At 56.5% G+C, this 13,651-nt stretch carries 12 protein-coding genes; 9 read left to right on the top strand and 3 right to left on the bottom strand.

The genetic code is table 11. The features are described 5' to 3' along the window. Positions 1–122 precede the first annotated feature (122 nt). The 6 genes from KO499_RS05580 (at position 123) to modC (ending at position 5,439) form a co-directional block, all read left to right on the top strand. A complete protein-coding gene (locus KO499_RS05580) occupies positions 123–869 on the top strand; it encodes a glutathione S-transferase family protein (RefSeq protein WP_215982711.1) in 747 nt (248 codons plus the stop codon). A 108-nt stretch (positions 870–977) separates the two neighbouring features. Further along, positions 978–1,964, top strand: coding sequence for a sterol desaturase family protein (locus KO499_RS05575; RefSeq protein ID WP_215982710.1), 987 nt, complete (start codon positions 978–980; stop codon positions 1,962–1,964). Beyond that, entirely contained in the window at positions 1,930–2,892 is a 963-nt protein-coding gene (locus KO499_RS05570) for an alpha/beta hydrolase (protein ID WP_215982709.1), read from the top strand. Before KO499_RS05575 ends, KO499_RS05570 begins: the two co-directional genes overlap by 35 nt. Positions 2,893–2,909: 17 nt before the next feature. Continuing rightward, on the top strand, positions 2,910–3,680 hold the full coding sequence (gene modA / locus KO499_RS05565) for a molybdate ABC transporter substrate-binding protein (RefSeq protein WP_215982708.1): 771 nt from the start codon (positions 2,910–2,912) through the stop codon (positions 3,678–3,680). Continuing rightward, positions 3,680–4,360 (top strand): molybdate ABC transporter permease subunit, encoded by a 681-nt coding sequence (gene modB, locus KO499_RS05560; protein ID WP_215982707.1) that lies wholly within the window; start codon positions 3,680–3,682, stop codon positions 4,358–4,360. The genes modA and modB overlap by 1 nt, the downstream gene beginning before the upstream one ends. After that, positions 4,357–5,439: a molybdenum ABC transporter ATP-binding protein gene (modC, locus tag KO499_RS05555; protein WP_215982706.1), complete on the top strand. Its 1,083-nt coding sequence runs from the start codon at positions 4,357–4,359 to the stop codon at positions 5,437–5,439. Before modB ends, modC begins: the two co-directional genes overlap by 4 nt. Before the next feature lie 115 nt (positions 5,440–5,554). Here modC and crp read toward each other — a convergent pair whose 3' ends face one another. Next, a complete protein-coding gene (crp, locus tag KO499_RS05550; protein WP_215982705.1) occupies positions 5,555–6,196 on the bottom strand; it encodes a cAMP-activated global transcriptional regulator CRP in 642 nt (213 codons plus the stop codon). Between the two features lie 265 nt (positions 6,197–6,461). On the opposite strand from crp, the gene KO499_RS05545 reads away from it, so the two are divergent. The 3 genes from KO499_RS05545 (at position 6,462) to KO499_RS05535 (ending at position 8,911) form a co-directional block, all read left to right on the top strand. After that, positions 6,462–6,881, top strand: a complete 420-nt coding sequence (locus KO499_RS05545; RefSeq protein ID WP_215982704.1) for an OsmC family protein — start codon at positions 6,462–6,464, stop codon at positions 6,879–6,881. Between the two features lie 251 nt (positions 6,882–7,132). Continuing rightward, positions 7,133–7,927, top strand: coding sequence for an adenosylmethionine decarboxylase (gene speD, locus KO499_RS05540; RefSeq protein WP_215982703.1), 795 nt, complete (start codon positions 7,133–7,135; stop codon positions 7,925–7,927). Between the two features lie 135 nt (positions 7,928–8,062). Next, positions 8,063–8,911 carry a pirin family protein gene (locus tag KO499_RS05535; protein ID WP_215982702.1) on the top strand — a complete coding sequence of 283 codons (849 nt, stop codon included), beginning with the start codon at positions 8,063–8,065 and terminating at the stop codon, positions 8,909–8,911. Between the two features lie 13 nt (positions 8,912–8,924). Here the strand turns inward: KO499_RS05535 and KO499_RS05530 are convergent, their stop codons facing one another. Then, entirely contained in the window at positions 8,925–9,791 is an 867-nt protein-coding gene (locus KO499_RS05530; RefSeq protein WP_215982701.1) for a phosphoribulokinase, read from the bottom strand. An 18-nt stretch (positions 9,792–9,809) separates the two neighbouring features. Then, positions 9,810–13,607 (bottom strand): DUF1631 family protein, encoded by a 3,798-nt coding sequence (locus tag KO499_RS05525; RefSeq protein ID WP_215982700.1) that lies wholly within the window; start codon positions 13,605–13,607, stop codon positions 9,810–9,812. Positions 13,608–13,651: the final 44 nt, after the last annotated feature.

Genomic DNA, 13,651 nt, shown 5'->3' with positions numbered 1-13,651 from the left:
GTATGATTTCACGCGACAGTTTAAAACCCAACGACTGGCGAGGCCACCGTGAAAACTCGACGAGGCTTCTTATACCAGCTCACCGGCAGTATGCTGGTACGCTGACCCTAGGAGAAACCCCCATGGCACTGAAACTCTACCAATTTGCCATTTCCCATTACTGCGAGAAAGTCCGCTGGGCCCTGGATTACAAAGGGCTGAATTATGAAACGGTCAACCTGCTACCCGGACAGCATGTGAAAGCCATCCGGAAACTGACCGGCAAAGCATCGTCGGTGCCGGTGCTGGACCATGATGGTTACGTGGTTCAGGGCTCTGGCGCGATCCTGGATTACCTGGACCAGAGCTTTCCGGAGCATACTCTGACACCGGCAGACCCGGAAATCCGCGAGCAGGCGCTGGCATGGGAGCGCCGGCTGGACGAGGAGGCCGGCCCTGCCGTTCGCTGCTACTCTTACCACCACTTCCTGCAACGTCCCAAGATCGTGGTGCCCATGCTGGCGGCAGGCACGCCTTTCTATAACCGGATACTCCTCAGCCTGGCTTTTAGCCGAGTTGATGAGCTGATGCGTCAGTGGATGAAGATCAACGAAAAAACCGCCGAAAAATCCCGGCAGCAAATGGAGGCATTGCTCACCGAACTGACAGCGGTCTATGCCCAGCGCCCTTTCCTGGTCGACGATCAGTTTACGCGCGCTGACCTGACCGCCGCCGCCCTGTTTGCCCCTCTGTTCCAGCCAGAGCAATACCCGGTGCCCTGGCCAAAGCCTGCGCGAATTCCTCAGGACATCAAAACCTGGCTGACTCAATGGGAGCCACAGCTCGGGGCGCTCGAGAAAGTCTACCGCGAAAACCGCCAGCCGGTCTGAATCCGGCACTGGCGGAATTGGTCAGCCAATCTGACGTGAACCGACATTCCGATCGTCCTGTTCCGTGCCAGAATCTGCACGTAGGATCAGGAAACCGACAGGAATCTAATGGTGTTAAGCGATATGATACTGGCCGTGCTGGAAGACAGCGGTCTGCTTCCCCTCTGGCAGCTGGCGTCTCCCTGGCTGGCACTGGATGAGCGGCAGCTCATCTTTCTGGTCGCCACCCCGGTCTTCGTGATCGTCACCCTGTGGGAGTACCGGAAGATCCGTCACGATTCCCGGTTGATGGATACCCGCGAAGCGGTCAGGAACTTTGCACTTGGCGCCGGCTACCAGGTGACTGAACTCCTCTTCGCCGGTCTCATTGCCTTTCCTGTTTTTGCGCTCTGCTATCACTACCGTGTCTTTGATTTTGAGCTGAACGGGCTCACAATCCTGCTGACCTTTCTCGGTGTGGATTTCTGCTTCTACTGGATGCACCGGGCCAGCCATAAGGTACGATGGTTCTGGGCAGCTCATGTGGTGCATCACTCCTCGGAGCGGATGAACTTCTCTACCGCCATGCGCCAGAATGCGACCAATATTTTCAACGGTATGTGGGTGTTCTATCTGCCTCTGGCGCTGTTGGGACTCAATCCCGTGTGGATCGGGGTGGCCTATGCCCTGTCACTGGTGTACCAGTTTTTCATTCACACCACCCTGGTTGGAAAACTGCCCGGCTGGTTCGAACTGATCTTCAACACCCCGAGTCATCACCGGGTTCACCATGGCCGAAACCCCGGTTACATCGACCGAAATTACGGTGGCACCCTGATTCTGTGGGACCGCCTGTTCGGCACATTTGTCGACGAAGACGCGCAACATCCCCCCCAATACGGCATCACCCGGCCAGTTCACTCCAACAACCTGATTGTCCTCTGGACCCACGAATACGTGGACCTGTTCCGCGACATGGCCCAGCCCGGCAGATTATTGTCTCGCCTCACTCACCTATGGAAACCGCCGGAGTGGCAACGCCCGGCCAGCGCTGAAAACAATAAGGAAACGGGCCACGACAATGAACGAACATCCCCTGACACTGACCGCCGATGATGGCCACACCATATCCGGAAACGTCTTCAGCCCGGCAAATCCTGTCGGGATCCTTGTAATCAGTCACGGTATGGCAGAACACGGCGACCGATACAGACCGCTGGCCCGCTGGCTGAACGAAAACAGCATCACTGTTGTCACTTACCATCACCGAGGCCATGGCCCAGGCTGTCCTCCCGGGCAGCGGGGGCACTATGCCGACCAACATGGCTGGGCCAGTGTGGTTGCCGATTTGCACCAGGTGATTCAGTACGCACGTTCACTGTCTCCCGGACTACCGGTCAATCTGTTGGGCCACAGCATGGGGTCGTTTATTGCCCAGGCCTATGTTCAGACCCATGGTGCCAGCCTGGATACCCTGATTCTCAGCGCGACCAACCGTATTGCCCGGGGGCAACTCCTGGCCTCCCGGGCACTGATCGGCCTGATACGCCTGTTTCGCGGCAAGCGATACCGGAGCCGACTTGTTACCCGAATGACCTTTGAACAATTCAACCGCAAATTTCGTCCTAACCGCACAGACTCAGACTGGTTAAGCCGCGATCAGAAACAGGTGGACCAATACATCGCGGACCCACTCTGCGGGTCCATTTGCTCTGTCGGGCTCTGGTGGGATTTCATCGGAGGCATTCTGGATATTTCACCGCCAGCCTGGCGTAAAGACTTGCCCGTGCATCTGTTCTCCGGAAGCGCTGATGCCGTGGGAGAAATGGGCAGCGGCGCCCGCAAACATTTCCAATCAATCCGTGAGGCCGGGCTGGAGAAAGTCACTCTGCGATTGTTCAATGGCGGCCGACATGAGATGCTCAACGAAACCAACCGGGAAGAAGTCTGGAACTATCTCCTGAGTCTGTGCCTGACATCAGATTCGCAGGTAAAGCCAGGGTACCCGGACAGGTCACCATGCACTGATGTCACTATCGATTGAATTTATAAGGATGCTGAATGGGTTACCTTCCAGCCCGTCACCTGCTCCGGGCTCTGGCGGTGCTTTTCACATTTGTTGGCGTAAGCGTGGCCAACGCGGACGAAGTCAGTATAGGCATTGCAGCCAACTTTACCGACGCGGCACGAGAACTGGCCCGGGAGTTTGAAGCCGAGACCGGGCACACCGTGTCCGCCAGCTTTGGCTCCACCGGCAAGCTCTACGCCCAGATCATGAATGGCGCGCCATTCGACGTCTTCATGGCAGCGGATGTACGCAGGCCGGCGTTGATCGAACAACATCAGGCCGGCGTTCCCGGCTCCCGGTTTATCTACGCCAGGGGTAAACTGGCACTCTGGAGCCCGGCGCCGAACGCATTCGACGATGCCGAGGAATTTCTGAAACAACAGCCTTTCGCCAGGCTCGCCATTGCCAACCCCAAGACCGCACCCTATGGACTTGCCGCGCAGCAAGTCCTGGAACGACTGGGCTATTGGCCGGCGCTCCAGGGAAAACTGGTGCGTGGTGATTCGATAGCACAGGCTTTCCAGTTTGTGGCCACCCGCAACGCCGAGGCCGGTTTTTTGGCCCTGTCTCAGGTAAAAGCCTGGCCGGGAGAGAAAGGCACCCTGTGGCATGTTCCCCAATCTTATTATCAGCCCATTGATCAGCAGGTCATCCTGCTGAATCGCGGTACCGGGAACAAGGCGGCGCTGGCCTGGCTCGATTTCCTCAAATCGGACACCGCCATAGCCATCATTAGGGATTATGGTTACGACACTGACAACTGATGCTTGAAACCTACTGGGATCCGATCTGGCTGACACTCAGGCTGGCTGCAACAACAACCCTGCTGCTTCTCTTCATTGGTACCCCGATCGCCTGGTGGTTGGCGCGCACCAGTCACTGGCTGCGCCAGCCAATTGCCGCAGTCATTGCCCTGCCTCTGGTGCTACCACCCACGGTGCTCGGGTTCTACCTGCTGCTGGTCATGGGCCCGGAAGGCTGGGTTGGCCAGATAACCCAGTCTCTGGGGATCGGACTACTGCCCTTTACCTTTGAGGGCCTGGTCGTGGCATCGGTGATCTATTCCCTGCCCTTTACGGTTCAACCTCTGCAAAACGCCTTCGAAGCCATTGGTAACGGCTTTATGGAGGCCGCCGCTACGCTTCGCGCCGCGCCCTTGGATCGTTTCCTGTTTGTTGCGATGCCCATGGCACGCAACGGCTTTCTGACGGCGTCAGTACTTACTTTCGCTCACACCATCGGTGAGTTTGGGGTAATCCTGATGATCGGCGGCAACATCCCCGGCGAAACAAAAGTCTTATCAGTGGCCATTTACGATCATGTCGAAGCCCTGGAGTACACCCAGGCCCACTGGCTCTCTGCCGGCATGGTGGTGTTCTCCTTCGTGGTTCTGGTTACACTCTATGCGCTGAATGGCAAAGCCCGTCTGGGAGCCATCCGGTGACCGACAGCCGTGCTATCTGCGCCCGCTTCCAGTGCGCGTTTCCCGATTTCAGTCTCGACGTTGACCTGACTCTGCCCGGCACCGGCATCACAGCCCTGTTCGGTCATTCCGGCTGCGGCAAATCCACGCTACTCAGGTGCATCGCTGGCCTGCAAAGCGCTCCTGGAACGATGACGGTTCTTGGCGAGCCCTGGCAGACTGAAACGTTCATCCTGCCAACCCACAAACGGTCCCTGGCCTATGTGTTTCAGGAAACCCACCTGTTCCCACATCTGAACGTACGAAAGAACCTGGAATTCGGGTACCACCGCATTTCGGCCGGTGACCGACAGATTCAATTCGACGATGCCGTGCGCTGGCTGGGTCTGGAGTCACACCTGGGCCGTATGCCTGCGGGCCTCTCCGGTGGCGAACGTCAACGGGTTGCCATCGCCCGGGCTCTGCTGACCAGTCCACGCTTGCTCCTGATGGATGAACCTTTATCGGCTCTGGATCTGAACAGCAAACGGGAAATCCTTCCCTATCTCGAACGACTGCGCGACACGCTGGCCATTCCGATCATTTACGTATCCCATTCAACGGCCGAAGTTGCACGACTGGCGGATCATATTGTGATGCTGGAGGACGGGCGCGTGGTCGCGCAGGGGCCATTGCGCGAAACCCTGGCCGGCACCGACAATCCGTTCCGCATTCAGGACGACGCCGGCGCCTTGCTGGAAGGCCGGATTATCGATCTTGACGAGCACTGGCATCTGGCGCTGTTCCGGTTCGATGGCGGCCAGCTCTGGCTCCGAAACGATCACCAGCTGAAATCGGGAGACCGGGCTCGGGTAAGGGTGCTGGCCCGGGACGTCAGTCTGGCGCTGACCGAAAATTCCAACCAGAGTATCCAGAACCTGTTGCCAGCCGTCATTGATCAGATTGACCCGGATGTGGCGCCAGGCATCAGCCTGGTGAGGCTCATGGCAGGGCCGACGCCACTCCTGTCAAGGCTGACCAGTCGAGCCGTCGCCCAGCTTGGACTGGAGCCTGGAATCAAAGTCTGGATGCAGATAAAATCCGTCGCCCTGATTGCATGACACCATCAGCCCTGCAATCTCCCGAGCAGGGTACCCGGCGTTATCAACGCACATGTCTTAAACAAAAAGGCCGCTGTTGAAAGCGGCCTTTTGGAACAAGAGTACTCAGCAGGACCTAACGGGTTCCGTAGACCACCATGGTCTTGCCTTTGACCCGGACTAACCCCTGATCTTCCAGCGTTTTCAGTACCCGTCCGACCATCTCCCGGGAGCAGCCGACGATACGACCGATTTCCTGGCGAGTGATCTTGATCTGCATGCCATCTGGATGAGTCATTGCATCCGGTTCCTTACACAGATCCAGCAAGGTACGGGCAACACGCCCCGTCACATCCAGAAACGCAAGGTCACCCACCTTCCGGGTGGTCTGGCGCAGCCTGGAAGCCATCTGTTCGCCAATAAAGTACAGAACCCTCGGGTCCTGCTGGGCAATTTCACGGAATTTGGTGTAACTGATTTCCGCTACTTCGCACTCAGTTTTGGCCTTCACCCAGGCACTGCGGGAATCCATATTGTCGAACAGCCCCATTTCACCGAAGAAGTCACCGGCGTTCAGGTAGGCCATGATCATCTCTCGACCGTCGTCGTCCTCAATGATGACGGTTACAGAGCCTTTAACGATGTAGAACAGAGAGTCGCTCTTGTCACCGGCATAGATGATCGTACTCTTGGCGGGGTAACGGCGGCGATGACACTGCGAAAGGAAATAGTCGAGATGTTTGGTTCTCTGCTCAACCGGTTTGACGATAGTGGCCATAATGCGAGTCGTGCCTCCTCAGATACTGGCGTGTTCCAATGTTTGTTATGCACCCTGCTTTCCATGCGGATTCGTGCTTTTTTCCTGCAGAACTCTGCAACTTATAGCAAGAAGGTCTGTTACGGGCAACCGGAAAGAGTATACAACATGTATCTGTGATCAGCCTGCCTGATGCCGTCGGTTGTGCTAGCATCCGCACCTGATATCGTCTTTATCAGGGCGGCAGTTGTCTATGGCCCTGCGCAATCACAAGGGAGAAGCCCCAATGAAAGCAATCGTAGACTGGACCGGCAATGCCAGTTTCAAAGTCACCAGTGGCAGCGGACACAGCGTCCAGCTCGATGGACCACCCGACCATGGTGGCGAGAATCTGGGCCCCCGGCCGATGGAGATGCTGCTTATGGGACTCGGGGGCTGCTCTTCCTTCGATGTCATGAGCATCCTGAAAAAAAGCCGGCAGGACGTGACCGCGTGCCATGCCGAGCTTGAAGCAGAGCGGGCTGATGCCGTACCGGCCGTATTCACCCGAATCCATCTGCATTTCGTAGTCACCGGGAACCAGCTCAAAGAAAGTCTGGTTAAACGAGCCGTGAGTCTATCGGCAGAGAAATACTGTTCCGCGTCAATCATGCTGGAACAGGCCGGTGTGGAAATCAGCCACAGCTATGAGCTTCAAGAGGCATAGGGACAAGCTTGCCAGGGGCGACCGGAGCCTTTCCGACGCCCAATCCGCGAGGTCCCACGCAGGGGAAATCACGGATGCTAAAATGTCAGTGCAAATACTATCCAACGTCACTTGCGGTGTGCATAATACGCACCCTCTCCGCCGGTCTGCGCAAAAGGTGAACAACCCGGTCAGTAGTCGGTGGCGGCCTTGGCAGAGCGCATAAACGCGACTCTGCAGTCATTCATCTCCAAGATCCGGAGGGGCTGAGCATGGAATCAAAACTCCAGCTGCATGGTTTCAACAACCTGACCAAATCCCTGAGCTTTAACATCTACGACATCTGTTATGCGCAGACCGAAGAACAACGCGAGGCCTACATCGATTACATCGATGAGATGTACAACGCCGAGCGGCTGACCCAGATCCTGACGGACGTCGTCAAGATCATCGGTGCCAACGTTCTGAACATCGCTCGGCAGGATTACGAGCCCCATGGCGCCTCCGTCACCATGCTGATTGCCGAGCATGAGCTCACCAACGGAGAAGAACCCGACAACGAAGAATCGCCGGGTCCGTTGCCAGATACCATCGTCGCGCACCTGGACAAGAGCCACGTAACTGTACACACCTATCCGGAGAGCCACCCACACGACGGCGTGAGCACATTCCGGGCCGACATCGATGTATCAACCTGTGGACTGATCTCTCCACTGAAAGTGTTGAACTACCTGATCCACAGCTTTGATTCCGATGTGGTGACCGTGGATTACCGGGTGCGCGGATTTACCCGGGACGTGGACGGAACCAAGCACTACATTGATCACGACATCAATTCGATTCAGAACTATCTGACCGAAGACACCCAGAACGCCTATCAGATGATCGATGTCAACGTGTATCAGGAAAATCTGTTCCACACCAAGATGATGCTGAAGAACTTCAAACTCGACAACTATGTGTTCGGAGTGAACGCCAGTGACCTGGATCCCACAGAAGCACAATCCATTGAAGATCGCTTGCGCCGGGAGATGCTGGAAATTTTCTACTCCCGCAACGTAGAGTAATGGCACCCGGAGGCACCTGAAACAGAGTGCCTCCGGTTCATCAGTTTTTTTGATGCCCCTCCGCAGATTTCTGCGTTTTATTCTCTCCTCTCATCCCGCTTAAATAGAGTCAGGACCAATCGAGAGGAGGACATCATGACCCTGCGTTCCCTGCAACACATCATTCCCACCCTGGAAACCTCTGACGGTGCCGGCGTGCGTATCAAGCGTTCCATCGGACAGCGACAGAGTATTCGCCTGGACCCGTTCCTGATGCTGGACGAATTCGGTTCGGCCGAGGCCGCCGACTACATCGCTGGTTTTCCGGCACACCCGCATAGGGGTTTCGAAACCCTGACCTACATGATCGATGGCCACATGCTGCATGAGGATCATCTGGGCAACCGGGGCGATCTGCGTAACGGCGGGGTACAGTGGATGACCGCCGGGCGCGGCATCATTCACTCAGAGATGCCCCAGCAGGAAAAAGGGATGATGCGGGGCTTCCAGCTATGGCTCAATCTGCCCGCGGCAGAAAAGATGGGTGAAGCGGGTTATCAGGACATCCAGCCTGAAGAAATCCCGGAGATTGCCGTCGAGGGCAGCAAAATCAAGCTGATCGCCGGGACGGTCGTCGTGGACGGCCAGTCCCATGAAGGACCCATGCCAGACCGAAGCACTCAACCGGTCTACGCAGATATCCATCTGAAGCCGTTCAGCAGGCTCGCGCTGCCTGTGCCCGAGGGCCATAACGCCATGCTCTATCTGTACGAGGGCAGCGCCCGACTTGGCGACACTGAACTACAGCTCAGCGCCGCTAACATTCTGGCCAATGACGGCGACCAGATTAGTGTGAACTCCGGCAAGGCCGGTGCGCGCCTGCTGTTGATTGCCGGCAGGCCTATCGGGGAACCGATTGTCCAGTACGGTCCGTTTGTGATGAACAGCCGGGAAGAAATCGAACAGACTCTACAGGACTACCGTGACGGCCGACTGACCGCCTGAAATCTGAAACCGGTCAGGCGAATGGCTTTCTCGCAATCAGCCGCTGCACCATGGGTCTGACGATCAGATCCATGGCCAGCGGCATTTTTGTACCGGGTATCACCAGAGTGTCATGCCGTGACAAGCTGCTTCCGGAAATCACCTGCAGAAGGTAAGGAAAGTCGACTTCCGAGGAATCCCTGAACCGGATAACCAGCATGCTCTCATCTTCGGTGGGCACATCCCGGACAACAAAGGGATTGGAGGTATCGACCAGCGGAATCCGCTGAAAATTGATGTGGGTGTGGGAAAACTGGGGCACGATATCGTGAACGTAGTCGTCCATGCGGTTGATGATGGTTTCAACCACCGCGTCCTGGCTGTACCCCCGTTTGTGGGTGTCCCGATGGATCTTCTGGATCCACTCGAGGTTCACAATCGGCACCACCCCGATGAGCAGATCAACATATTGGGCAAGGTTGCAGGTTTCGCTGATGACACCCCCATGCAAGCCCTCATAGAAGAGCAAATCCGTATCGGCAGGCAAGGCTCCCCAGGGCGTGAAAGTTCCCGGCTTGTGCCCGGCTTCCACCAGCTTACGATCCTCATCGTGAACATATTGCCGGTACCGGCCGTTACCCGTGTGCCCGTAATCGTAGAAAAGCGCTTCCAGCTTGTCGATGTGATTGGCGGCCAAGGCAAAGTGGTTACGCTCACCGAACTGGCCTTTGGCGGCCAGTCGTGCCATCTGTTCCCGGTTGTATCGATGAAAACTGTCACCACTGACTACCGCGGCATTCAGCCCTTCACTGGCGAACATCCGACTAAAGATCTGGCCGGTGGTAGTGGTCCCTGCGCCGGATGAACCGGTAACCGCGATAATCGGATGGCGTTGTGACATGTCAGAAGAGTGCCGGAATCAAATGAGGCTGTCGAGCAAACGGGGTTTTTCGACAACGAAGCCCTGGCCGTAGTCAACACCCAGTTGCCGGAGCATATCCAGAACATCCCGGGATTCCACCTGGGACGCAATGACTTCCCGATTCATGTAATGAGCCATATCCACCATGGACCGAACCATCGCACGATCTGTCTCGCTGGTCGTTAACTGGCCGATAAAGGTACCGTCAATCTTGATCAGATCCACCGGCAACGAGCGCATAAACTCAAATGAACTGGGACCGCTGCCAAAATTGCCCAGACAGAAACGGCAGCCAAGCTCTTTCATCTCGACAATAAAATCCGCTACCGACTGAACGTCGTTGATCGCTGAGGCTTCAGTAATCTCAAACCACAATCTCTCGATAGGCGCATCCTTCTCACTGAGCTTCTCGTAAATGAACTCCAGCAGCGATTCGTCGTTCATAGAGTAGCCGGACAGGTTGATACACACACCACCGAAGTGCCTTGGGTCTGGCGCCTGCTCCCTGAGCCAGTCCAGCATATGGCCTACGACCCAGCGATCCACCGCCTGCATGCGATCATAACGTTCTGCCATGCGGACAAAATCAAGACCGGTAATGAGGTTGCCGTCGTCATCGTACATGCTGATCAGCACCTCATATTGCGCCGCCATGGAGGCCTTCGCGTGCAGAGGTATGATCTTCTGACAGCGCAGTAACATGCGCTCTTCATTCAGATCGCTGAGGCTGGCAACCTTGGCCGCAATCTGCTCCTGCCGGGCCTGATCTTCGGAACCCAGAGCATACTCAGAAACCCTCCCATGCCCCAGTTTCCTGGACGCAGACAGCGCCTGTTCAGAGGCCCGCAACCAACGTTCTGCACTGGCCAGTGCCGGCAATGTGGGGACAATACCGGCACTGGCAGACAGCTTGTAGTCCCGGCCACCAAAGCTGAACTCGGCGGCTTCCACAGCTCTGACAAGACCTTTTGCCGTATCACTGGCACATTCGGAGGGCACCAGCATGGCAAACTCGTTACCCGCCAGTCTGGCCACCGGCATGCCATCAACAACTTGATTGCGGAGAATATCTGCAACCTGCCTGAGCGTCTCATCGCCGGCCTGGTAGCCAGCGGTATCGTTCAACAGCCGGAATCGACGAAGATCCAGGCGTACCAGGGAGCGTTCATCTTCACGACGGGCCAGCTGCTGATCCAGCATACGCTCGAACTCCCGACGCCCGAGAAGGCCTGTCAGTTCATCATGAGTAGAAGCCCAGGATAGCTGGTCGTAGACCTTGCGAACCATCCTATCAATACTCTCATCCACCAGAGGTCGTTCATACTGACTGTCGGGAACGATAATGCCTTTACGCATCTGCCGTGCAAGACCCTCCAGCTCCAGCTCCACCACCCGCATGCCCTGATGATTCACGAAAACAAAACGGCTGAATCCACGAGCCACCCAGACCAGACGGATGTATTGAGGCTCGTCCGGTTTGTCCTGATCACGAAGCCAATCACCGGTGCGCAGTTTCTGGGCCCGGTTGATCCATCGCTGCAAACTCTTTTGTTCCCGGGAAGACCGTTCCTTCGCATCCGGTTTCGCTGGCTTTTCGAGCGGCACTTCAACCAGCTCGGGGTTGTTCTCCGGGCTGCGAATCAGAAATTGCTTGAGCTCATCCCGGATCTGCGAAGAAGGGAGATGATTGCTGGAGATGGAAGAGAGGCCATCCTGAATGACCCGCAGCAGTTCCGGCAGATTGACAGAACCGTTGGGCTCGTCCGCGAAAGACAGCAAGGAATCAATCACTGCCAGATAGTCCTGCCAGAGCTGACTGTCCGGGCCCTGCCGGATCCAGGTTAACGAGAGCAGGTCCCGCCAGCCGCCATCCAGCAAGCTCAGTACCGCCTTTGGCACTCTGCGCCCACCAAGTTTTTGATCCAGCACTCCTGCTACGGCCTTTTTCGATTCAGCAACCTTCTGTGCGCCTTCCGCAGCGGCCGTGACACGTTCAACGTTCCTGCGGTATACGAGATTCTGGCGATCAATCAGGGTATCCAGCTCATCAACCGCCCGCTCAAACACCCCGGTGTCCTGCTCAAAATCCGTGGTAATCCGTTGGACCAGCTCATCAACCCGACGCTGAACCACCGGATTGACACGCCCGCCTTTGACTCCCAATTGCGCCAGGCGGTTCATAACACCCCGAACCGGGCTGTCCTGATCGTCAAAGAATGCAGGATCTCTCATGACGACTTTTAAAACCGGTACTTCCAATTGCCGCATACACTGCTGTGCGTACTCGCTGAGTTTCGGGCTTTCGACCACCGACTTGAAAAACCGGTCAACCACATCAACAGTTTCCTGCTGGACTTCATCCAGTCGGTTATCACCGCTTGCTTTGACTTGCTCTACCACCCGTTCCTTCAGAGGGGCCAGCTCGTCCTCAGGCTCTACAGGCTGCGTCTGCAACTGCTGCAATTCTCGCTGAAGCTCTCCGGACGACAGGGGTCTGGCATTGGGCTGAAACGGCAGAGGTTCCGGATCCCCCCTCGCCACACGACTGGCACTAAGTGTGTTAAGCAGATTGCGGACCGTTGCGAACGCTGTCTGTGCCGCCTGGGCATAGCTCCGGAATTCGCCACCCAACATTCCGGGTTTCCGACCTGGCCGGGCCTGACTTTCACCCTCGTCACTCGCCTCTGGTTCCGGCTTCGGCTGTGGCTGTGGCTGTGGCTGTGGCTGTGGCTGTGGCGCCGGAGTTTTCTCGGCAACCGGCTCTGGCTGAACCGGCGTCTTATTTTCCTCCGATTTCGCCCCGGCCTGTTCGCTCAGATATTTACTGAGATCCAGATCCGGCAAAACACCATGTCGAATCAGGATGTCGTTGAGCTCTTTATAAAGCGGACCTAACTGCTGTAACACCGTCTGCTCGAAGACCCGGAGGCAAACCTTTTCCACCTCCCTGGACGCTTTAACCTGGCTGAGACCGTTATGAAAGGCCTCACAAACCAGGGATGGCCCAAGGGGATTGTGGTGCCCCGTGGCATTGGCGATGCCAAGTTCATCCAACCGAAGTTTAAGCTGCAGCAAGTCTCCCCGATACTGGGTATCTGCCTTGGTCACCATCACCCGGATGGTCAGCCAATCCTCAAACTCACCCTTGTCGACCACCGACAGCTCAGCCCCGGGAAACCCCTTGGGGGCCGGTTTCAATGGCGATTCAAGACTTTGTGCCATCTGATGCCAGAGGCCCCGCTGCCGGGCCTGGATCTGACCCGAGCCATCCATATAGTCATTGGCCTGCTGGTCATTCGATGCGTTTTTGGCCGCCAGTTTCAAACTTTCAATCATCTTTGCCAGGCAGCTATCCATCAATGGCTCGATGAACTGAATTACCGCTTTGGCCGACTGGTGAAGGACAAACTGGACCCTGTCGCTCGGAGCACGAAGGGAAGAGCGCTCCTGCCTGCGTGAGCTGCCGCATTGCTGCAGGATGGCATCAACCGCGGCCGGATTCGGCCGGCTGAAATTGACCCCCATAGCGCCATCAATTCGCCGGACAATGTTGACATGAAGTTCATGGCGGCGAGCGCCATCCAGCCCACGAAAACGGACCACCACCTCCGGCGGCGTGCCGGACGCAAAAGCCCTGTCCAGTTTCTTCGAGGTTTCACTTGAATAACGAATGAACAGACCTTCCGCACAGAAATCAGAAATCTGACACGGGCAGGCGTCGCCGTTTCCCAGATCAATCTGGGCGGCTAGCTTGATGGGTTGTCGGGGGCTGCTACGACGTTCTCTCGGATCCATGAATACCTGATATCTTCCAAAGCAGAAACGGCCATCAAACATAC

This window comes from Marinobacter sp. F3R08, from assembly GCF_018860425.1.
Lineage (GTDB): Bacteria > Pseudomonadota > Gammaproteobacteria > Pseudomonadales > Oleiphilaceae > Marinobacter.
Note: the sequence above shows the minus strand (reverse complement) of the source record. Positions and strands in the feature narration are given on the sequence as shown.

What these genes read in the sequence shown, in the direction of transcription:
- KO499_RS05580 (WP_215982711.1), top strand. Translation starts at nt 123, where the DNA reads ATGGCACTGAAACTCTACCAATTTGCCATTTCCCATTACTGCGAGAAA.
- KO499_RS05575 (WP_215982710.1), top strand. Translation starts at nt 978, where the DNA reads ATGGTGTTAAGCGATATGATACTGGCCGTGCTGGAAGACAGCGGTCTG.
- KO499_RS05570 (WP_215982709.1), top strand. Translation starts at nt 1,930, where the DNA reads ATGAACGAACATCCCCTGACACTGACCGCCGATGATGGCCACACCATA.
- modA (WP_215982708.1), top strand. Translation starts at nt 2,910, where the DNA reads ATGGGTTACCTTCCAGCCCGTCACCTGCTCCGGGCTCTGGCGGTGCTT.
- modB (WP_215982707.1), top strand. Translation starts at nt 3,680, where the DNA reads ATGCTTGAAACCTACTGGGATCCGATCTGGCTGACACTCAGGCTGGCT.
- crp (WP_215982705.1), bottom strand. Translation starts at nt 6,196, where the DNA reads ATGGCCACTATCGTCAAACCGGTTGAGCAGAGAACCAAACATCTCGAC.
- KO499_RS05545 (WP_215982704.1), top strand. Translation starts at nt 6,462, where the DNA reads ATGAAAGCAATCGTAGACTGGACCGGCAATGCCAGTTTCAAAGTCACC.
- speD (WP_215982703.1), top strand. Translation starts at nt 7,133, where the DNA reads ATGGAATCAAAACTCCAGCTGCATGGTTTCAACAACCTGACCAAATCC.
- KO499_RS05535 (WP_215982702.1), top strand. Translation starts at nt 8,063, where the DNA reads ATGACCCTGCGTTCCCTGCAACACATCATTCCCACCCTGGAAACCTCT.
- KO499_RS05530 (WP_215982701.1), bottom strand. Translation starts at nt 9,791, where the DNA reads ATGTCACAACGCCATCCGATTATCGCGGTTACCGGTTCATCCGGCGCA.
- KO499_RS05525 (WP_215982700.1), bottom strand. Translation starts at nt 13,607, where the DNA reads ATGGATCCGAGAGAACGTCGTAGCAGCCCCCGACAACCCATCAAGCTA.